The organism is Actinomycetospora sp. C-140, assembly GCF_054796175.1.
Genome location: NZ_JBTWNF010000003.1, coordinates 314,065 through 332,479, shown reverse-complemented (window position 1 = coordinate 332,479; position 18,415 = coordinate 314,065). Strand labels below are relative to the sequence as shown.

The 18,415-nt window shown below is 75.8% G+C and carries 22 protein-coding genes, 1 tRNA gene and 1 riboswitch; of the genes, 7 read left to right on the top strand and 16 right to left on the bottom strand.

The features are described 5' to 3' along the window. Positions 1 to 149 precede the first annotated feature (149 nt). Positions 150 to 638: a nuclear transport factor 2 family protein gene (locus tag ACR9E3_RS07275; RefSeq protein ID WP_460379522.1), complete on the bottom strand. Its 489-nt coding sequence runs from the start codon at positions 636 to 638 to the stop codon at positions 150 to 152. Positions 639 to 711: 73 nt separating this feature from the next. Between ACR9E3_RS07275 and ACR9E3_RS07270 the strand changes: the two genes are divergently transcribed. After that, positions 712 to 1,263 carry a TetR/AcrR family transcriptional regulator gene (locus ACR9E3_RS07270; RefSeq protein WP_460379520.1) on the top strand — a complete coding sequence of 184 codons (552 nt, stop codon included), beginning with the start codon at positions 712 to 714 and terminating at the stop codon, positions 1,261 to 1,263. Positions 1,264 to 1,319: 56 nt separating this feature from the next. Here ACR9E3_RS07270 and thiG read toward each other — a convergent pair whose 3' ends face one another. The 3 genes from thiG to thiO form a co-directional block, all read right to left on the bottom strand. Beyond that, positions 1,320 to 2,075: a thiazole synthase gene (gene thiG, locus ACR9E3_RS07265; RefSeq protein ID WP_460379518.1), complete on the bottom strand. Its 756-nt coding sequence runs from the start codon at positions 2,073 to 2,075 to the stop codon at positions 1,320 to 1,322. 4 nt (positions 2,076 to 2,079) lie between these two features. Further along, complete coding sequence (gene thiS, locus ACR9E3_RS07260; RefSeq protein ID WP_460379516.1) at positions 2,080 to 2,283, bottom strand: sulfur carrier protein ThiS; 204 nt, start codon at positions 2,281 to 2,283, stop codon at positions 2,080 to 2,082. Continuing rightward, a riboswitch (TPP riboswitch) is annotated at positions 2,282 to 2,387 on the bottom strand. Its footprint overlaps the gene before it by 2 nt. 20 nt (positions 2,388 to 2,407) lie before the next feature. Continuing rightward, a complete protein-coding gene (thiO, locus tag ACR9E3_RS07255) occupies positions 2,408 to 3,541 on the bottom strand; it encodes a glycine oxidase ThiO (protein WP_460379514.1) in 1,134 nt (377 codons plus the stop codon). A gap of 32 nt (positions 3,542 to 3,573) precedes the next feature. Between thiO and thiE the strand changes: the two genes are divergently transcribed. After that, the gene (thiE, locus tag ACR9E3_RS07250; RefSeq protein WP_460379512.1) at positions 3,574 to 4,239 is read left to right on the top strand and encodes a thiamine phosphate synthase; all 666 of its coding nucleotides are present in this window, start codon (positions 3,574 to 3,576) and stop codon (positions 4,237 to 4,239) included. Between the two features lie 32 nt (positions 4,240 to 4,271). Here thiE and ACR9E3_RS07245 read toward each other — a convergent pair whose 3' ends face one another. The 6 genes from ACR9E3_RS07245 to ACR9E3_RS07220 all read right to left on the bottom strand — a co-directional run bounded on the left by ACR9E3_RS07245 (position 4,272) and on the right by ACR9E3_RS07220 (position 9,150). Continuing rightward, positions 4,272 to 5,180, bottom strand: coding sequence for a S1 family peptidase (locus tag ACR9E3_RS07245; RefSeq protein WP_460379510.1), 909 nt, complete (start codon positions 5,178 to 5,180; stop codon positions 4,272 to 4,274). A 99-nt stretch (positions 5,181 to 5,279) separates the two neighbouring features. Next, on the bottom strand, positions 5,280 to 6,518 hold the full coding sequence (locus tag ACR9E3_RS07240) for a hypothetical protein (RefSeq protein ID WP_460379508.1): 1,239 nt from the start codon (positions 6,516 to 6,518) through the stop codon (positions 5,280 to 5,282). 233 nt (positions 6,519 to 6,751) lie between these two features. Continuing rightward, positions 6,752 to 7,453 (bottom strand): DUF3159 domain-containing protein, encoded by a 702-nt coding sequence (locus ACR9E3_RS07235; protein ID WP_460379506.1) that lies wholly within the window; start codon positions 7,451 to 7,453, stop codon positions 6,752 to 6,754. Further along, entirely contained in the window at positions 7,450 to 7,890 is a 441-nt protein-coding gene (locus ACR9E3_RS07230) for a VOC family protein (protein WP_460379504.1), read from the bottom strand. The genes ACR9E3_RS07235 and ACR9E3_RS07230 overlap by 4 nt, the downstream gene beginning before the upstream one ends. Before the next feature lie 108 nt (positions 7,891 to 7,998). Further along, on the bottom strand, positions 7,999 to 8,670 hold the full coding sequence (locus tag ACR9E3_RS07225) for a TetR/AcrR family transcriptional regulator (protein ID WP_460379502.1): 672 nt from the start codon (positions 8,668 to 8,670) through the stop codon (positions 7,999 to 8,001). Between the two features lie 75 nt (positions 8,671 to 8,745). Then, entirely contained in the window at positions 8,746 to 9,150 is a 405-nt protein-coding gene (locus ACR9E3_RS07220; RefSeq protein ID WP_460379500.1) for a hypothetical protein, read from the bottom strand. Positions 9,151 to 9,379: 229 nt separating this feature from the next. Here ACR9E3_RS07220 and ACR9E3_RS07215 point away from each other — a divergent pair, with 229 nt between their 5' ends. From ACR9E3_RS07215 to ACR9E3_RS07205, 3 genes are all read left to right on the top strand, one after another. After that, positions 9,380 to 10,492, top strand: a complete 1,113-nt coding sequence (locus ACR9E3_RS07215) for a helix-turn-helix domain-containing protein (RefSeq protein ID WP_460379498.1) — start codon at positions 9,380 to 9,382, stop codon at positions 10,490 to 10,492. A gap of 66 nt (positions 10,493 to 10,558) precedes the next feature. Beyond that, positions 10,559 to 12,421 (top strand): helix-turn-helix domain-containing protein, encoded by a 1,863-nt coding sequence (locus ACR9E3_RS07210; protein WP_460379496.1) that lies wholly within the window; start codon positions 10,559 to 10,561, stop codon positions 12,419 to 12,421. Positions 12,422 to 12,656: 235 nt separating this feature from the next. After that, positions 12,657 to 13,700: an alcohol dehydrogenase catalytic domain-containing protein gene (locus ACR9E3_RS07205; RefSeq protein WP_285650887.1), complete on the top strand. Its 1,044-nt coding sequence runs from the start codon at positions 12,657 to 12,659 to the stop codon at positions 13,698 to 13,700. A 164-nt stretch (positions 13,701 to 13,864) separates the two neighbouring features. Here ACR9E3_RS07205 and ACR9E3_RS07200 read toward each other — a convergent pair whose 3' ends face one another. After that, positions 13,865 to 14,119 (bottom strand): hypothetical protein, encoded by a 255-nt coding sequence (locus ACR9E3_RS07200; protein ID WP_460379494.1) that lies wholly within the window; start codon positions 14,117 to 14,119, stop codon positions 13,865 to 13,867. 146 nt (positions 14,120 to 14,265) lie between these two features. After that, a complete protein-coding gene (locus tag ACR9E3_RS07195) occupies positions 14,266 to 15,168 on the bottom strand; it encodes a LysR family transcriptional regulator (RefSeq protein ID WP_460379492.1) in 903 nt (300 codons plus the stop codon). A gap of 84 nt (positions 15,169 to 15,252) precedes the next feature. Here ACR9E3_RS07195 and ACR9E3_RS07190 point away from each other — a divergent pair, with 84 nt between their 5' ends. Continuing rightward, positions 15,253 to 16,176 carry an EamA family transporter gene (locus tag ACR9E3_RS07190; protein WP_460379490.1) on the top strand — a complete coding sequence of 308 codons (924 nt, stop codon included), beginning with the start codon at positions 15,253 to 15,255 and terminating at the stop codon, positions 16,174 to 16,176. Here ACR9E3_RS07190 and ACR9E3_RS07185 read toward each other — a convergent pair. Then, the gene (locus tag ACR9E3_RS07185; RefSeq protein ID WP_460379488.1) at positions 16,161 to 16,445 is read right to left on the bottom strand and encodes a chorismate mutase; all 285 of its coding nucleotides are present in this window, start codon (positions 16,443 to 16,445) and stop codon (positions 16,161 to 16,163) included. The two genes, ACR9E3_RS07190 and ACR9E3_RS07185, sit on opposite strands and share 16 nt — an antisense overlap. 79 nt (positions 16,446 to 16,524) lie before the next feature. Here ACR9E3_RS07185 and ACR9E3_RS07180 point away from each other — a divergent pair, with 79 nt between their 5' ends. After that, positions 16,525 to 16,923: a nuclear transport factor 2 family protein gene (locus ACR9E3_RS07180; RefSeq protein ID WP_460379486.1), complete on the top strand. Its 399-nt coding sequence runs from the start codon at positions 16,525 to 16,527 to the stop codon at positions 16,921 to 16,923. A gap of 2 nt (positions 16,924 to 16,925) precedes the next feature. Here the strand turns inward: ACR9E3_RS07180 and ACR9E3_RS07175 are convergent, their stop codons facing one another. The 3 genes from ACR9E3_RS07175 to ACR9E3_RS07165 form a co-directional block, all read right to left on the bottom strand. Then, positions 16,926 to 17,777, bottom strand: coding sequence for a class I SAM-dependent methyltransferase (locus ACR9E3_RS07175; protein ID WP_460379484.1), 852 nt, complete (start codon positions 17,775 to 17,777; stop codon positions 16,926 to 16,928). 61 nt (positions 17,778 to 17,838) lie between these two features. Continuing rightward, the gene (locus ACR9E3_RS07170) at positions 17,839 to 18,120 is read right to left on the bottom strand and encodes a hypothetical protein (RefSeq protein ID WP_460379482.1); all 282 of its coding nucleotides are present in this window, start codon (positions 18,118 to 18,120) and stop codon (positions 17,839 to 17,841) included. A gap of 62 nt (positions 18,121 to 18,182) precedes the next feature. After that, positions 18,183 to 18,258 (bottom strand) — tRNA-Thr (locus ACR9E3_RS07165). Positions 18,259 to 18,415 lie beyond the last annotated feature (157 nt).

The window sequence follows — 18,415 nt, the reverse complement described above, 5'->3', positions numbered from 1 at the left end:
TCGAACACGGGTGTTCGAGCAATGCGGCTTTCCTGGCATCTGACGCCAGGATCGCCACACGCTCGCCGGTGCGACACGCCGGCGGGGTCCCAGCCCGGCGTGCCAGCCTGGCGTCCACGCTGACGTTGGACGTCAGGAAATCCACCCGCTCACCGCGCGGCGGCGAGGACCTCCCGCTCGGCCAGTGCGCGGTCGAACGCGGCGATCCGTTCGGTGTCGGCGAAGAAGTCCTCGTGGTCGACGACGCGGCCCCAGCGCGTGCGCAGCACCAGCACCGCGCGGTTCTCGTAGAGGCGTGTGCCGTCGTCGGCGTCGGCGTGGTCGTCGAAGCGCACCCACAGCGTCATCGCCCACGGCGGCCCGCTGACCGCGATGTCGCGCAGCTGCCCCTGCACCCGCGAGGCGACGAACGTGCGCAGGAAGCGCTCGATCGCGGGCTTGCCGCGCCAGGGCCCGGCGAAGCGGTGGTCGCCCTGCGGGAAGTGCAGCACGGCGTCGTCGGCGTACGCCGTGAGCAGCGACGACGGGTCTCCGGCGTTGAGCTTGGCGACGTCCCCGCGGAACTTCGCCCGCAGCGCCACGGGCAGCAGCGCCCGCACCCCGAGCCCGGCGACGACCCCGATCAGCACGCTACGCATGCCCCTCACCCCTTCCCGACGAGATCGTTCTAGGTAGAACGATCTAGTGAGAGGAGAGCATAGGATGTCCGGCGTGGACAAGGCCCCGACCCGCGACCGGATCCTCGTCGCGACCGCCGAGCTCTTCCGTCGCCAGGGCTACGCCGGCACCGGGCTCAAGACCGTCGTCGCGGAGGCGGACGCCCCCTTCGGCTCGCTCTACCACCACTTCCCCGGCGGGAAGCAGCAGCTGGCGGGCGAGGTCATCCGGGCCAGTGGGGCGTTCTTCCAGGCGCTCGTCACCGCGGCGTACGACGCGGAGGCGAGCACGGTCGCGTCCGTCCGCGCCGTCTTCGCCGGCGCCGCGGAGACCCTCGAGGCCACCGACTACGCCGACGCCTGCCCCATCGCGACCGTCGCGCTCGAGGTCGCGAGCACGGACGAGGTCCTGCGGCAGGCGACCGCCGAGGTCTTCACGGCGTGGACCGACGCCCTCACCGAACGCCTCGACGGTGACCGCGACCGCGCGCTCGGCATCCTCAGCGCGCTCGAGGGGGCCTTCGTCCTGTGCCGCGCCCTGCGCTCCACCGAGCCGATGCACGCGGCCGGGCGCCTCGCGGTGGCGGGGCTCGCCGATCGCGAGTGATCGAAGTACCGATACGGACGCTGAGTGTCCGTGACGGCACTTCGCTGACAACCTCGCTAGTCCACGTGCGGGCTCGACGCCTGCGCCCACCAGCGGCGGGGGATGCGGCCCGCGCCGTAGGCCGCGCGCCCGGCCTCGACGCCCAGGCGCATGGCCGTCGCCATCATCTCGGGGTCGGAGGCACGGGTGACGGCGGTCGCGAGCAGGACCGCGTCGCACCCCAGCTCCATCGCCTGCGCGGCTTCCGACGCCGTCCCGATCCCGGCGTCGAGCACCACCGGCACGGTCGCCGCCGACGTGATCATCTCGATGTTGTGCGGGTTGCGGATGCCCAGACCGGTGCCGATCGGCGCCCCGAGCGGCATGACCGCGGCGCACCCGGCGTCGGCGAGCTTCGCCGCGAGCACGGGGTCGTCGTTGGTGTAGGGCAGCACGGTGAAGCCGTCGTCGACGAGCTGCTCCGCGGCGTCGAGCAGCTCGATCGGGTCGGGCAGCAGCGTGCGCTCGTCGGCGATGACCTCGAGCTTCACCAGGTCGGTCCCCAGCGCCTCGCGGGCCATCCGGGCGGTGTGCACGGCCTCGGCCGCGGTGCGGCAGCCCGCGGTGTTGGGCAGCGCTTCGATGCCGAGACGCTCGAGCAGCGCGAGCACGCCCGGTCCGCCGCCGGCGTCGAGGCGACGCATCGCGACGGTCGTCAGCTCGGTGCCCGAGGCGACGAGCGCGCGCTCGAGCACCGCCAGCCCGGAGGCTCCCCCGGTCCCCATGACCAGGCGCGACGAGAACTTGCGACCACCGATCACCAGCGGATCCATCGGATCAGCCCCCCTGCACCGCGGTGAGCACCTCGACCCGGGTGCCCTCGATCAGCTGCACGGTCGCCCAGGCGGCGCGCGGGACGACGGTGCCGTCGACGGCCACCGCGACGCCGCGCTCGGGCACCCCGTGCTCGGCCATGAGGGCGGCGACCGTCGTGCCCGTCCCGACGTCGCGGGACTCGTCGTTGAGCCAGACGGTGGTCATCCTCCGCGCCTCCCCTCCCTGCGCCGGCATGACCCGGATCAGGTTCGACGGTCGGGGCCCGAACGGCCCCCTCTCAGCCCTCCCGGGCTCCCGTGGTGTCCGGTTCCCACCGTACGCGGGGACGTCAGCCGGGAGCGACCGTCGATCGGTCGGCGGCCGCCGCCCGTGCCGCGTCGGGCAGCGGGTCACCCCGCAGGGCCGCGGTCAGCGCGTCGACGGTCACCGCCACCAGCAGCATCCCGTTGCGCCCGTGCCCGGTCGCCGCGAAGAGCCCCGACGGGCCGACGGACCCGAACACCGGGAGGTTGTCGTCGGTGCCCGGCCGGAAGGACGCGGCGGACTCGTCGAGCGCGTAGTCGGCGACCCCGGGCAGGACGCGCTCGACGTCGCCGATGAGGTCGCGCACCCCGCCGACCAGCACGTCCGGGTCGAAGCCGGCCTCGTACTGGGTCGCGCCGACCACCAGCCGGCCGCCGTCGCGCGGCACGGCGTACACCGGCCGCCCGCTCACCGACGCCCGCACGGTCTGCGACGGCGGCGGCAGCGACGAGCGCCGCGCCCGCACCCGCAGGATCTCCCCCTTCACCGGGCGCACCCGGCCGTCGAGGACGGGGTGCAGCGCCCCGGACCAGGCGCCCGCCGCGATCACGACCCGGTCGGCCGCCAGCTCCACGCCTTCCAGGGCGACCCCCGTCACCCGCACCCCGTCGTCGACCACGCGGTCGACCCGGCGGCGATCGACGACGACGCCCCGGGCCCGGCACGCCGCGGTCAGCGCGTCGAGCAGGACGCGGTTGTCGACCGCGAGGTCGTCGGGCACGGCCAGCCCGGCTCGTACCCCCGGACCGAGCGCGGGCTCGCGACGCCGGAGCTCGCGGCCGGTGAGGCGCTCCACCGGCCGGCCCCACGCCCGCAGGTGCTCGGCGACGCGGTCGAGGTCGGCGACGTCGGCGGAGTCGACGGCGACCTGCAGCGTGCCCTCGCGACGCAGCCCCACCGGGAGATCCGCGTCGGACGCCACCGCCGCGGCGAACCCCGGCCACCGCTCGAGCGACGCCGCGCCCAGCTCGAGGACCTCACGCTCGCCGGGCCAGGCCTCGCTGATCGGCGCGAGCATGCCCCCGGCCACCCGCGAGGCCCCCGACCCCGGGTCGGGGTCGACGAGCACGACCTCCCCGGCGAGCCGCTCGCGCGCCGCCGCCCACGCGACCGCGGAGCCCACCGCGCCCGCGCCCACCACGACCAGCCGGTCCGACACGGCGTCCGACGCTACGCGCTAGCGTCGTGACGGTGAGTGCACCGAGCCCCACGCGCATCGACCGCCGGACCCGCCTGCAGGACGCCCGGCTCTACCTGTGCACCGACGCGCGCGCCGACCGCGGCGACCTCGCCGACTTCGCCGACGCCGCCCTGCGCGGCGGGGTGGACGTCATCCAGCTGCGCGAGAAAGGGCTCGAGGCGCGCCAGGAGCTCGCCGCCCTGGAGATCCTCGCGCAGGCCGCGCGCCGTCACGGGGCGCTGTTCGCCGTCAACGACCGGGCCGACCTCGCGCTGGCCGCCGACGCCGACGTGCTGCACCTCGGCCAGGACGACCTCCCGGTGCCGTGGGCCCGCCGCGTCGTCGGCGACGACGTGCTCATCGGGCGCTCGACCCACGACGAGACCCAGGCGGCCGCGGGGGCGGTCGAGGTGGGCGCCGACTACTTCTGCACCGGCCCGTGCTGGCCCACGCCGACCAAGCCGGGCCGACCTGCGCCGGGCCTCGACCTGGTCCGCGCGACCGCCGCCGCGGGCACCGCCCGCCCCTGGTTCGCGATCGGCGGCATCGACCACGACCGCCTCGACGAGGTCCTCGCGGCCGGCGCCACCCGCGTCGTCGTCGTCCGCGCGATCACCGACGCCGACGACCCCGAAGCCGCCGCCCGGGCCCTGCGGGTGCGCCTGCGGCGCATGTGAGCACTTCGGAGTGCTCCAGCACGCGGAAGTGCTCACATGCCGTCAGGCACCAGCCGCAGGTTCTCGGTGCGCAGGACCTCGTCGATCGGCTGGTAGAGGCTCGTGCCGCCCGGGGCGGTGCAGTCGCCCGTGCCGCCGGAGAGCAGGCCGAGCGCCGAGCTCCCGGACACGAACGGGCCGCCGGAGTCGCCGCCCTCGCTGCACGCGGTGGTGAGCACGAGACCCTCGACGGGGCCCGCGGCGTAGTTGGCGGTGACGTCGACGGCGGTGACCGTGCCGCAGCGCCAGCCCGTGGTCGATCCCGAGCGGCAGACCGGCGCCCCGACGGTGGCGGTCGCCGTGCCGGTGATCGACCGGGTGGTGGAGCCCTCCGCCGCGACCGAGGGGGTGGCCCGCCAGCCCGGGCCCGCGTCGACGACGCCCCAGTCGCCCGTGCGGTCGAAGACCGACGAGCGCACCGCCCCGAGGGGGGCGTTGTTGGCGCCCCGCACGTCGCCGCCGCGGTTGGTGCAGTGCCCGGCCGTGATCACGCGGGGCTCCCCGGTGACGGCCGTCGCGGAGAACGCGATCGAGCACCGGGTCCCGTTGAGACGGATCGCGTCGCCGCCGACGAGGTCGTAGACGGGCGGGTCGGCCCGCGGGGCCGGGGCGGCGACACCGCCGACCACCCGCACCGCGGGGTCCGTGTCGCGGGCGGCGCGCACGTAGTCGGCGTCGTGGCCGTCGCGCGGCGACGCGTTGAGCGCGAGGACGACCGTCCGGGTCGTCGTGTCCACCCACCAGGCGCTGACCGCGGACGGGGCGCCCCGCTGCTCGGCGAGCGCGTCGAGCCGCTGCTTCACCTGCGCCAGGTCCGCGGGGGTGTCGGCCGAGGCCGGAGCGGCCAGGACCGTCGAGGCCGCCAGCACGAGGAGCAGCACGAGCACGCCGCGCCGACCCATCCGCACACCCCCCGGGACCCTCGGAGCCGCCGCGCACGCCGACGGCCGGACGAACGCTAAGGCGTCCGCCCGGCCGTCGGTGGATGGCACGGCGGGATCTCAGCCGTTGGTGGACGCACCCCCGGAGCCGCTGCCGCCGCGCGGCAGGAGGTTGGGCACCAGACCGCTCTGCGACGACTGCGTCGACCGCGACGTCGTGGTGCCGCCGCCGTCGTTGCCGGAGCCGGGCTGCTGGGTGTCGGTGCCGTTCTGGTCGTCCTGCTGCCGCGACGACGTCGTCGCGGACGTCTCGTCGGTGGACGACGAGTCGGACGGCGTCGTGGTGGCCTCGCTGGTGTCGGTCTGCTGACCGAAGATGCTGCCGACCGACGTGCCGCTCGCGCCGCCGGACAGCGGGTGGCCGGCCGCGGTCTCGACGCCGAACGACGCGAGCAGGGCGATGACGAAGATGCTCGCGGCGACGCCGCCGAGCGTCACCCAGGTCTTCCAGCCCAGGCCCTTCAGGCCGGCCGCGAGGCCCGCGAGGCTGAACCGGCGGGGCCCGGAGGGCTCCGGCTCGAGCGGGGCCACCTGGGTGACGGCGTCGCCGGGCGGCGGGCCGCCCGGTCCCCCGGGACCCATCATCTGCGTCGGGCCACCGCCGGGCGGCGTGCCCGTCTGCCGGCTCTGCGGGATGAAGGCCGTGGGACGCGCCGCGGTGTCCTGCGGAGGCGGCGGCGTCGCCCGCGGGTGGACGCGGGTCGGGTCGGCGAGGCCGTCGGCGCGCAGGGCGACCCGGCCGTCCGCCGGGCGTCCGGACGGCGGGCCGACCGGGCCGGGGACGCGCCGGGTCGGGTCACCGGGGGGCGTGCCGGGACGCTGCTGCTGGTGGCCCGGCGGGACGGGGACGCCGGGTCCGGGCGTGGGCGGCCCGGCGACGCGGGTCGGCTGGGCCCGGGTGGCGGGGACTCCGGGAGCACCGGGGGCCGGCGGTCGGCCCGGCACCCCCGGCCGGGGCTGGCCCTGCGGCGGGACGCCCGGGCGGCCCGGCGCGGCGCCCGGGGCCACTCCGGTGACGCGGCCGACGGCGTTCGCCACCTTCGTGCCGCCGGGGCCGGCGACGACCAGGCGCTCCTTCACCCGGTCGCGGGTGACCTCGAGCGACTTCTGGTACAGCGCCGAGCCGACCGTACTGATGATCGACGCGACGGCCGCACCGCCGATCGTGCCGAGCACGCCCATGAACGACCCGAGGATCGCCGCGGTCGCGGCGGCCAGCGCACTGGCGATGATCTGCGGGAAGGTCAGGCCGATGCCGGTGGCTTTCTCGGACTTCTCTTCGGGGTTCGCGGGTGACATGGCTCCCGGGAGGCGCGGATCGGGGGCGGGCGGGCTGGCTGGCTGGCGGGCACGACGGAACGCCGTCTGGTGTGTCGGCGGAGGCGTCCACGGTGTTTCGACGCCCCCGCCGACCACAACGGACGACGCCCGCCCATCGTGCCTCGTTGCCCGGCGGTGAGGGCCTTCACCCTGGGACGAGTTGTGTCTCCACCGTCCGGCCCAGACGCTGCTCCGGACGGGGGTGACGGCGGTCAGGGCCCGGGTCGGGACGCGGGCACGACGGGGTGCCGCGGACCAGGGTGCCCGGGAGGCAGGGCGGAACGCACGAGCGGCCAGGACGCCGCGATGCACACCACGACGAGCGGCCACGTCAGCACCACCTGGGCGATGCCCAGCGCCACCACCTGGTGGGCGGCCCACAGGCCGGTGAAGACCACGACCCGCACCGCGTACTGCGCCACCCACACCCAGCTCGCCCGGCAGTACCCGCGCACGAGGTCCGGATCCCGCCGCCAGAGCGTGGGACGCCCCGTGAGGGCGCCGACGACGAGCCCGAGCAGGGGCCAGCGGATCGCGATCGAGACGAGCCAGGCCGCGAGGCTGCCGGCGTTGGCGATGATCCGCGGGAGGAAGAAGTCCTGCGCGCGCCCGGTGTAGAGCGCGAGCAGCGCCGCGCCGACCGCCAGCAGCAGACCGACGGCCACGGCCCGCGGCCGCTCGCCCCGGCGCCACCGCCAGAGCGCGACCCCGCCGGCCACGACGACGGCCGCGACGCCCCCGGCCAGGATCGGCTGGGCCCAGGCCAGGGCGTCGGTGACCAGCCAGACGACGACGAACACCACGCCGGGCACCGATGCGTCGACCGCCTGGCCCGGGCCACCGAGCAGCTCGGTGAACGGGTTGGCCCCACGATCCCGCCCGTCGGGCGCGGCGGGCTCGGAGGGATCGGTCACCCGGTGGTCTCCGGGGCCCGGCCGCGACGCCCGAGCTCGGCGGCGAACGCCGGCGACGGCGTGCTCGGGCTGGAGATCTCGACGAGCATGCCGTTGGGATCGGTGACGAGCATCTGGCGCCGGCCGTGGAACAGGTCACGCGGCGGCGCGACGAGCGGCAGACGCTGGCGCCGCGCCTCGGCGTGCACGGTGTCGACGTCGTCGACCAGGAAGGTCAGGATCACCCCGGCCGGGTCCGCCCGGTACGGCGGCGGCACCAGCTCGTGCCCCACGGCCCAGATCGCGAGCTCGTGCACCTCGTCGCCGTCGGTGCGGGTCAGCGCCACGTACCAGTCGCTGTCGAAGGCGACCTCGAAGCCGAGCAGCGCGACGTAGAAGTCGCGTGTCTCGGGCAGCCGGTCGGACAGGACGGTGGGGAACGAGCGGCGCATCGCCATGCGTCGGATCCTCTCTCCGGCGGGGCCTCCATCGTCGCGCATCCCCACGGCTCACCCGGTCGGGGGTCCCGTCGCGCCGATCACGACTCCGTCACGGCCGCGTCCGGCCTACGTCCCCACCGCCGGCCCCACCGTGGCCCGGATGACCGCCCAGCAGGACTCCGTGAGCTGGGTCGCGAGCGCGTCGCGGGTGGCTCCGTGCGGCTCGTCGAGCCAGTGCGCGCTCGCCGAGTCGACCATCCCCACGAGCCCGAACGCCAGCGGGTGCGCCACCGGCGGCGCGATCTCCGCACCGAGGGAGCCGTCGACGAGCATCCCGGCGACGTGGGAGGCGACGGTGGCGCGCACGTTGGTCGTCGCCGACTCCCCGCCGGTGCCGAACGAGGTCCGCTTGAGGTAGCGGTAGACGTTCGCGTTGGCCTCGAGCCACCCCAGGTGCGCCCGCAGGGCCCGCGCCAGCATGTCGAAGGGCCGCCCGGACGGCCGCCACACCGGCTCGAGCTCGGCGACCAGCCGCTCCACCGAACGTGCGGCGATCGCGCTCTGCAGGTCGTCGCGGCCGTCGAAGTGCCGGTAGAGACCGGGCCGCGACACCCCGGCCCGCTCGGCGATCTGCTCGGTGGTGACCTCGGGGCCGTGCTCGGCGATCGCCGCCACCGCGGCGTCGACGAGCTCGAGACGGCGGGCCTCGCGGTGGCCCGCCCAGCGCGCCGCGCGCCCGTCGACCTTCTCGTCGGCACCGGCCTCGTCGTCGGCGGCGTCGGTGGGCGCGTCGGTCATGGTCGTCCCAGGGTGACACCGACGCGACGGCACGGCCACCGCAGGTCAGGGCGCTGCGCGCCCCTCACCCCGACCTCACGACCGGGTGCCGACGTGCTCCCCCGCGCGTCCGACGAGCACCAGCAGGCAGCCCGCGAGCAGCCCGGCCACCACGGCCCGACCGCCGTGGGTGGGATCGGCGAGGGCGACGAGCGCCGAGAACACCGTCACCGCCCACGCGAAGGCCGCGAGCCAGCTCGAGATCGGCCGCAGACCGTCGACGCCGGTCGTGTCGCGCCGGGCCCGCACGGCACGCCACGCGGCCAGGACGAAGGCCAGCACGACGGCCACGACGACGCTCGCCGTACGCCCCGGCCCCGGGGGGACGAGCCCGATCACCACCAGCGTCGCCGCCGCGACGACGAGCGCCGCCCCGGTCACCAGCCAGCCGGCCCGGCGCACGCGTGCGACGCCGTCGTCGGCGGCCGTCCCGATCGGCATGCCCGCAGCGTATCGGCGCGGTCGTGGTCCCCACCCGACGCACACCACCCGACCAGGTCCTCGCGGGCCGTGTCGCGCTCCGTCGCGTCCGGGGCCGGGATCCCCGCGCGTTAGGATCGTGGCCTCGTCGGTTGACTCCCCAGCCGCTCCGCCGGCCGCGCGCGGCCTCCCGGAGGGGTGGGTCGCACCCCGGACGGCGGAGTCCGATCGTCGAGAGGCAGGTGCTGCCATGGGACCGGAGCGCCCCGCGTTCCCGCGTGGCGCCGCGGCCGGGCACCAGGACGGCTCGCTCGCGCTGGCCGGACCGCACGAGACGGCGCCGGAGACCCGTCGGGGCCGCGAGCAGACCGCACGCTCGGAGCCGCGCCACACCGCCGGTGAGGTCCCCGTCGCCGAGCTCACTCTCCTGTGCCGGCGGGCGTTGCGCGTCACCGCGTCGGCGTGCTTCGCCGAGATCGCGGTCCCCGTGCGCGGCGGGACGACCGTCACCGCGAGCGCCGGCGAGCTCGCCTCCCCGGTCGTCGAGGCGATCGCGCAGGGGCCCCGCGCGGCCTCGAGCCGGTCGGGCCACACCGTCGTGGTCGACGACGTCGCCACCGACCGGCGCTGGCCGGGGCTGTCCGGCAGCCGCGAGGGGCACGAGGCCGCGAGGTCGGTGCTCACGGTGCCGGTGGGCGGGGGCGGGGCGACGCTCGCGCTCGCGGCCAGCGCGGCCCGGGCGTTCGACCCCGCCGCGCGCGCGGTCGCCACCGAGGTCGCGCGCCACGCGTACCGGCTGCTCGCGGCACGCCTCGCGGACCCGCAGCACGGCGCCTGGGAGACCGCGACCCGCGCCCACGATGCGGTCGTCGCGGCCCGCGCCCTGCTCGCGCGGCGGGACCAGGTCGCCACGGACGTCGCCTTCGACACCCTGCTCGAGCGCGCGGACCGGCAGGGGACGACCGTCGGCGCCACGGCCGAGGAGGTGCTCGCCGAGCTCGGGCCGGCCGCCGAGCACGGCCCGGTGGCGCACGCTCCCGAGCCCGCCACGCTGCGCCGCGCCGTCGCCCACCTGGAGGAGCACGCGGCCGAGGACGTCGACGTCGCCGACGTCGCGGAGGTGGCGGGCCTGGGTGTCCGCGGGCTCCAGATGGCCTTCCGCCGCTGGCGGGGCACGACACCGCTGGGTCACCTGCGCGAGATCCGGCTCGGCCGGGCCCACGAGGAGCTGCGTGCCGCCGACCCGCGGACGACGACCGTCGCCGACGTCGCCGCGCGCTGGCACTTCACCCACCCCGGCCGCTTCTCGGTGACCTACCGCCGGCGCTACGGCTGCTCGCCCAGCGACACCCTGCGGTCCTGAGCGCCTGATCGACACCGCCCGCACGGGCCTGTCCCGGGCCCGCCGGTCGGTCTAGCGTCACCGGACGTGGCCCCCACGCGCGCGGTGGACGCCGCCCGGCGGCGCTACCTGCGGCACGGCCGCGACGCCGTCGAGCCCGGGGACGTGCGCCCCGAGGTGCTCGCCTCGTGGGAGCGCGCCCGCGCCGCGGGGATCGACACCACGCGGCTGGGTGCGAGCTTCGCGGGCCTCGACGGCGTGGCCTCGACCGCCGCGGCGGCGCGGGTCCTCGACGGCGTGCCCGGGCGTCATCCCGAGCTGGACGCCTCGGTGCTGGTCGTCGACCGCGACGGCGTCGTGCGCCTGCGCCGCGACACCGACCCGGCCCTCGCCGAGATCCTCGACGCGGTCTGTCTCGCGCCGGGGTACCGGCACGCCGAGGACGTCGTCGGCACGACGGCGGCGACGCTCGCGCTGCACGAGGGGCGGGCGCTCGCCGTCGAGGGCCCGGAGCACCTGCACCCCGAGCTCGCCGTCCTGGCCGCCGCCGCGGCGCCGGTCGCGCGGGGTGACGAGGCCGGGGATCTCGCGGTCGTCGTGGTCCGCCACGCCGCCGACGGGGCCGGGCGCGACCTGCCGTTCGTGCGGATGCTGGCCGCCGAGATCGCCGACCGGGACGGCGCCGGGCGCCGGGGCCGGATCCTCGCCGTGCACGACGCCCTGGCCGCGAGCGCCGCGGACGGTGCGGCGTGGGTGGTGGCCACCGACGGCGAGGACGTCGTGCTCGGGGCCGGGGCACGGCGCCTGCCGCCCGCCGACCAGCAGGCGCTGGCCGACGTCGCGCTCGCGGGTCTGGCGCTCGAGCACCCCGCGGAGCCCTACCTCGTCGACCTCCCGTCGGGCACCGGCGCGGAGATCGCGGTGCGGGAGATCCGCCACGACGGCCGGCTGGTCGGCTGCGCCGTCGGTGCCGGGCCCGCCGTCGACGACGTCGCCCGCCGCGAGGCCGAGGCGCGGCGCCGTCAGGGCTCGCACGTCGCGCCCACCGCGCGGCGCGACTTCGCCGCCTCGCTGCGGGGGGCCGCCGCCGACCACGAGCACGCCGAGGCCCGGGTCCGCGCCAACCGCGACCTGCTCACCCCCTCGCTGCGCGCCCGCCAGGAGCTCGCCGCGAACCTCGGGCAGCGGCGCCACCAGGTGCTCGTCGGCGAGGCCGGGGTCGGCAAGCGGACGCTGGCCGTCGAGCAGTTCGGCCGGCTGCACCGCGACGGCGCGGTGACCGTCGTCGACGTCGACACCGCCGAGGGCGACGACGGCGCCGCCGCCCCGCTCGCCCGCCTGCTGCGGCGCCCGTCGGGACGCCCCCACCTCGTCGTGCTCCGCGGGCTGCAGGCGGTCGCCCCGCTGGCCGCCCGGCGCCTCGACGAGGCCCTGCGCCTGCTGCTCGCCCACGCCGGCGACGTCGTGGTCGTCGCGTGCCTCGACACCACCGCGGTCGACGCCGGGCGCCCCTACGGCCTGCTCCTGCGCCACTTCCACGAGACCGTCCGCATCCCCGCGCTGCGCCACCGCACCGACGAGCTCGCCGACCTCGCGCTCAAGGTGCTGCACTCGCTGTCGGGCGGGCGCTCGCTGCGGCTGTCGCACCAGGTCATCCGTGTGCTCGAGGGCTACGCGTGGCCGGGCAACATCAACGAGCTCGAGGACGTGCTGCGCTACGTCGTGGCGCGCAAGCCGGTCGGCGTCGTCCAGGCCCCCGACCTGCCCGCCCTCTGCTTCACGAGCCGGGCGCCGCGGCTGACGATGCTGGAGACCGCGCAGGCCGACGCGATCATCCAGGCGCTCTACGAGGCCCGCGGCAACCGCTACCAGGCCGCCGCCATGCTGGGCATCGCCCGCTCGTCGCTGTACCGCAAGATCGACGCGTTCGGGATCAGCTACATCGCGTAGGTGCGCTGCGCGCATGTGAGCACTTCGGAGTGCTCCGGCACTCCGAAGTGCTCACGAGCGCCGGAGGCGCACCTGTCCCGGTACCGGGTCAGTGATCGTCGGGACCCGTCGTCGGCGTCACCGGGACGTCCCAGGATGGGACAGGCAGGTGTGCGCCACGCCACTAGCGTCGGAGCACGGTGGCTCGCGGGGGAGCAGCCGGGCCACCGCGGGAGCGAACCGACGGAGGCACAGGATGAAGGCACTGGTGTACCACGGCCCCGGCAGCAAGGCCTGGGAGGACGTCCCGGACGCGACGGTCCAGGAGCCGACCGACGTCGTGGTCAAGGTCGACACCACCACCATCTGCGGCACCGACCTGCACATCCTGCAGGGCGACGTGGCCGCCGTGACCGACGGCCGCATCCTCGGCCACGAGGCGGTCGGCACGGTCACCGCGGTCGGCGACGCCGTACGCGGCTTCTCGGTCGGCGACCGCGTCCTCGTCCCGGCGATCACCAAGTGCGGGCGCTGCGAGTACTGCCAGCGCGGCATCCCGTCCCACTGCCAGACGGTCGGCGGCATCGGGTGGATCTTCGGCCACCTCATCGACGGCACCCAGGCCGAGCTCGTTCGCGTCCCCTACGCCGACACGTCGCTCTACGCCGTCCCGCCCGAGGTCACCGACGAGCAGGCGATCTTCCTGGCCGACTCGCTGCCCACGGGCTACGAGGTCGGCGTGCTCGCCGGCGGCGTCCGGCCGGGCCACACCGTCGCCGTCGTCGGCGCCGGGGCCGTCGGCCTGTCCGCCGTGCTGACGACGGGCCTGTGGGGCGCGTCGAAGGTCATCGCGATCGACTCGAACAAGTTCCGCCTGGAGAAGGCGACCGAGTTCGGCGCCACCGACACCGTCGAGGTCGGGCCGGGGACCGTCAGCGACGTGGTCTCGCTGACCGACGGGCTCGGGGTCGACGTGGCCATCGAGGCCGTCGGCTACCCGGAGACCCTGCTGACCGCGGCGTCGCTGGTCCGTCCCGGCGGCACGATCGCCAACATCGGCGTCCACGGCACCCCGGTCGAGCTGCCGATGCAGGACATGTGGATCTCGAACGTCAGCCTGACCATGGGCCTCGTCGACACCGTCTCCATCCCGACGCTGCTGAAGATGGTCGCGTCCGGTCGGATCCCGGCCGAGAAGATGGGCACGCACCGGTTCACGTTCGGCCAGATCGACGAGGCCTACGACGTGTTCGCCAACGCCGCCGCGAACCTGGCGCTGAAGGTGGTCATCACGCCGTAGGGGCGCGCCGGGTGTCGCAGCGCCCCGGTGTTGCAGCGAACGCGCTGTTCGCTGCTTCTAGGCGCGCAAAGTCCCCGTTGATCTCCGGGGACCCATGATCGCTCCGGGTGCACCCCGGACCCGATGCCACCGGGTCCACGGAGCACCCGGGGCGATCATGTGTGTCAGGGCAGGAGCGTCAGCCAGGCGACGAGGCCCAGCGCGAGCAGCAGCGTCAGCCGGCCGACCCAGTTCACGACGGCGGCCGAGGAGAGGAGCTCGGCGGCGAGCAGTTCGACGTGGTCATCGGCCGGCGCCGGGACCGTGGTCGGCACCGGCGCCACCGGCGCGGCGGCCCGCGGCTGCGGGACGACGATCGTGCCCGGCAGGTCCGCCACGTCGAGGGTGGCGATGTCGGCGGTCTGGGTCTGGGCGATCATCTGAATCTCTCCCCGCGGAGGTCTCGGTCGTCGCCAGGGACGTCGAGTGTCCCGGCGACCCCGTTAGCGGATCCACCGCGACGTCCACCGAGTGGGTGGCAGTACTCCCTGACCAGGCGAGATGTGGGCACGCCCGGGTGGCTCGGTCACGGGGTCCGGATCCAGCTCGCCGCGACCTGCCCGAGTACGAGCGTCAGAGGCGGCCACGCGCTCGGCCCGCGCCGGGTCACCGCGTACGCCCGCATGCGCACGCCGGGCGAGGCCAGCGGGACGACCGAGATGCCCGGACGCACGGCGCGGTCCGCGGGCAGGAGCCCGACGCCGAGCCCGGCGAGCACGAGGTCCTCGACCAGCTCGAGGCTGTCCGCCTCGTGCGTCATGTGGCGGTGGAACCCGGCCATCGACGCGAGGGTGCGCAGCACCTGCTCGTCGGCCTGGTTGCGGGAGTTGCCGATCCAGTCGTGACCGCGGAAGGCGTCGACGACGGACAGGGCGTCCTCGTAGCCCTCGGGCGCGACCTCCGCGGACGGGACCGCGAGGCCCCACGACGTCGACCACAACGACGTCGCCGTCAGGTCGGGGTCGAGCACGGCGGGCGCCAGGTCGTAGTCGTAGGTCAGCGCGAGGTCGATCTGGTCGGCGACGAGCATCGCGTGGGCCTCGGCCGGCTCGTACTCCCGGATCGTCAGGTGCACCTGCGGGTGGGTGCGGGCCAGCGCCTCGACGGTCGGCAGCAACGCGCGGCGGATCGCGGTCGCGAACCCCGCCACGCGCACGGTCCCGCGCGGCTCGGCGTCCGGGTCGAGGTCGAGCCGCGCGGTCTCGACGTCGGCCAGGATCGTGCGGGCGTGATCGGCGAGGCGCCGCCCGGCGGGGGTGAGCCGCGACCGGCGCCCGTCCGGTTCGACGAGCGCCGTGCCCACCTCGCGGGCCAGCGCCGCGATCTGCTGGGAGACCACCGACGTGCTCGTCCCCAGCACGTCGGCCACGACCCGCATCGAGCCGTGCCGGGCGAACTCGACGAGGTGGGGCAGGCGCCGGGTGTCCACCAACCCATCATCCGCGATCGACGGACGATCTGTGCACGAATCCCACGTGGACGCGAACGGTGGCGCTCGCCTTCACTGGCCGCCGTGACGGCATCGACGCTCTCCCCCGCCCGCCTGCCCGCCGCGCGCGCCGGGGTGGCGATGGCGACGGGATCGATGCTCTGCGTCCAGGTCGGGCTCGCGAGCTCGGTGTGGCTGTTCGACGCGATCGGGTCGACGGGGACGGCCGCGCTGCGGCTCCTCTGGGCGGGCGTGCTGCTGGTGCTGATCGTGCGCCCGCGGCCCTCGGCGTTCACGCGCCGGAGCCTGGCCGCCTGCGTGGGGCTCGGCGTCGTGACCGCCGGGCTGACGATCCTGTTCACCGAGGCGCTCGCCCGCATCCCGCTCGGCACGGCCAGCGCGCTGGAGTTCCTCGGGCCGCTCGGGGTCGCGCTCGTGCGCGGGCGCGGGAGGGCGCGGGGCTGGGCCCTGCTCGCCGCGGTCGGCGTCGTCCTGCTCACCCACCCGTGGGCCGGCGACCTCGACCCCGCCGGCGTCGGCTTCGCCCTCGCCGCCGCGGCCTGTTGGGCCGGCTACATCCTGCTGACCCAGCGCGTCGGCGACGAGGTCACGGGCGTGACCGGGCTGGCGGTGTCGATGCCGGTCGCCGGGCTCGTCGCGGCCCTCGTCGCCGGGCCGGGGCTGCTCGACAGCGTGGCGTCGGGCGGCCTGGGTGTGACGGTGCTGCTCGCCGGGCTCGGCATCGCCCTACTGCTACCCGTGATCCCGTTCAGCCTCGAGCTGCTCGCCCTGCGCCGCCTGACCACCGCCGCCTTCGGCACGCTGATGAGCCTCGAACCGGCCATCGCGCTCGCCGTCGGCCTCGTCGTCCTCGCCCAGGTCCCGACGCCGTCCGCCGCGCTCGGGGTCGTCGCCGTGGTCCTCGCCGGGATCGGCGCCGAACGCACCGGCGCGCGGAGGTCCTCGTCGGGGCCCGACGACGACACCGTGAGCTACTCCGGAGCCTGACGGCCGTGGACGTCGCGCAGTTCGAGCGCGACGAACGCGTCGACCATCGCGGTCCAGGTCGCCGTGACCACCTCGGGGTCGACGCCCTCCTCGACCGCGCGTTCGTTCAGGCGGGCCATGAGCGCCCGGCGGCGTTCGGGGGCCGCCACGGCCGCGTCGTCGTGCTTGAACCCCGCCGCCGCGTGGACCTGCCGCTGTCGCTGGGCGAGGAGCGCGACGATCTGGTCGTCGATGCGGTCGATCGCGGCGCGGACGTCGTCGAGGGTCACGGCACGGATCGTGCCTTGCCGCGCGGGCTCTCTCCTCACGACGATGGCTCCCGATCCGTCCCGCCACCGGGGGTTCGCCATGGGAGATCCCGCCGCCGTCGACGTCGTGCGACGTGTCTACGCCGCCCTCGCCGCCCGCGATCTCGACGCCGTCGCCGCCTGCTTCGCCGAGGACGCGGTCTGGGTGCTGCCGGGGACGAGCCCCGTCGCCGGCACCCACCGCGGGTGGGCCGCGATCCGCGACGACTTCCTCGCCAAGCTCGGACCGCTCTCCGGCGGCACCTTCCGCAACGAGCTGCTCGACGTCTGCGCCGGCGACCGCTTCGTCGTCGCCGTGCAGCACGCGACCGCCGAGCACCGCGGGCGCCGTCTCGACGTGACCGGGTGCCAGCTGCTGCGCGTCGAGGACGGGCTCATCGTCGAGGGCCGCGGTCACTACTCCGACCAGGCCGCCCTGGACGCCTTCTGGGGCGAGTGAGCTCAGTGGTGCGCGAGGGCGATGCGGTAGAAGGCGGGCACGCCCGACGGGTCCAGGCCGTGGCGGGTGAGGGCCTCGGTGGTCGACAGGTCCTCGCGGAGCGTCCAGCCGCGCTCGCTCAGGTAGGCCGGTAGCTCGGCGGGGTCGAAGCCGAACACGAACGGTTCGCCGGCGGCGGCGACCGAGTCCACCCACGGTCCGGCGTGCGGGAAGGACACGGTGCCGTCGATCAGCCCGCGGTGGACGTAGGTGACGGCGAGGTCGCTGCCCGTCCCGGTGGCGTCGTGGGCCCAGCGCACGGTGGCGTCGACGGCCTCCGGGGAGAGGTAGCTGGCGACGCCTTCCCAGAGGACGAAGGTGGGTCGCGCGGACCGGAAGCCGGCGGCGTCCAGCGCGCCGGCCAGGTCGTCGCGGTCGAAGTCGACGGCGACGAACCGCACGTGCGGAGGCGGGTGCCTCAGGACGCGGCGCTTGACCGCCTGCGTGTCGGGGTGGTCGACCTCGAACACGCGCAGCCGGTCCGCTCCGGGCAGGCGGTAGGCGCGGCTGTCGTAGCCCGCGCCGAGGATCACCAGCTGCTCGACGCCGCCGGCGACGGCCGCGGTGACGGCGTCGTCGAGGACCTTGGTGCGCGCCACGGCGGACGGCCGGGGTCCCGGATAGCGCCGGTCGATGACCCAGGGGACGAGGGTGCGCAGGAGGGGCAGCCGAGCGGCCGCCGCGACCTGCTTCAGCGGCGGATCGAGGAACGACGCCGCCAGGGGATCGGCGAACAACCGGCCCGGCCGTCCGTCCTCCAGGGCCCGGAACAACGCCACGTACTCGGCGGTGCGGCTGCGTCGACCCTCGCGCATCGGGTCAGCGTGCCAGCGGAGGTGCTGGTCGGGCGTGGAATCGAACCCGGACCTCTCGGGATCAGTCGCCGTCGCGGTTCCACCGTCGGCGCAGCGCCGCAGCATCGGTGTACCGGTCGAGCGGGTTGCCGTCGCCGTTGCTCTGGTCGACACGTGTGGTGTCCACGATCTCCTGCTGCTCCAGCTGGTGCCTCTTGGCCGGCGAGAACAGCGACTCGACCTCGACCGCCGCTCTCCCCGCCCGCGACGCAGCGCCCGACGTGCCACGCGCGTGGGAGACGACGCCGGCACCCAGGACCACGAACACGAGGGCCACCAGGGCGAAGCCGATGAGGTTGCCCACGTGTCCGACTGTGGCACTTCAGCGCCGGGACCGCATCGCTCCACGTTCTCCCCGGTCTGACCTGGAGCCGGCGCGGGGAATCGAACCCCGGACCTTTCGCTTACAAGGCGAGTGCTCTGCCGATTGAGCTACGCCGGCGTGCGCACGATCGTACGGCCCGGGCACCACGCCGGGGCGGGGGGCGCCCGCCGGCGACGACCATGATCAGCAGCGCACCACGCACCTCCACAGGCCGCACGAGGTGCCGCCCGCGCTCCTGATGTCCGGAAGCACCCCCGCCGCCCGAGATCCCGCT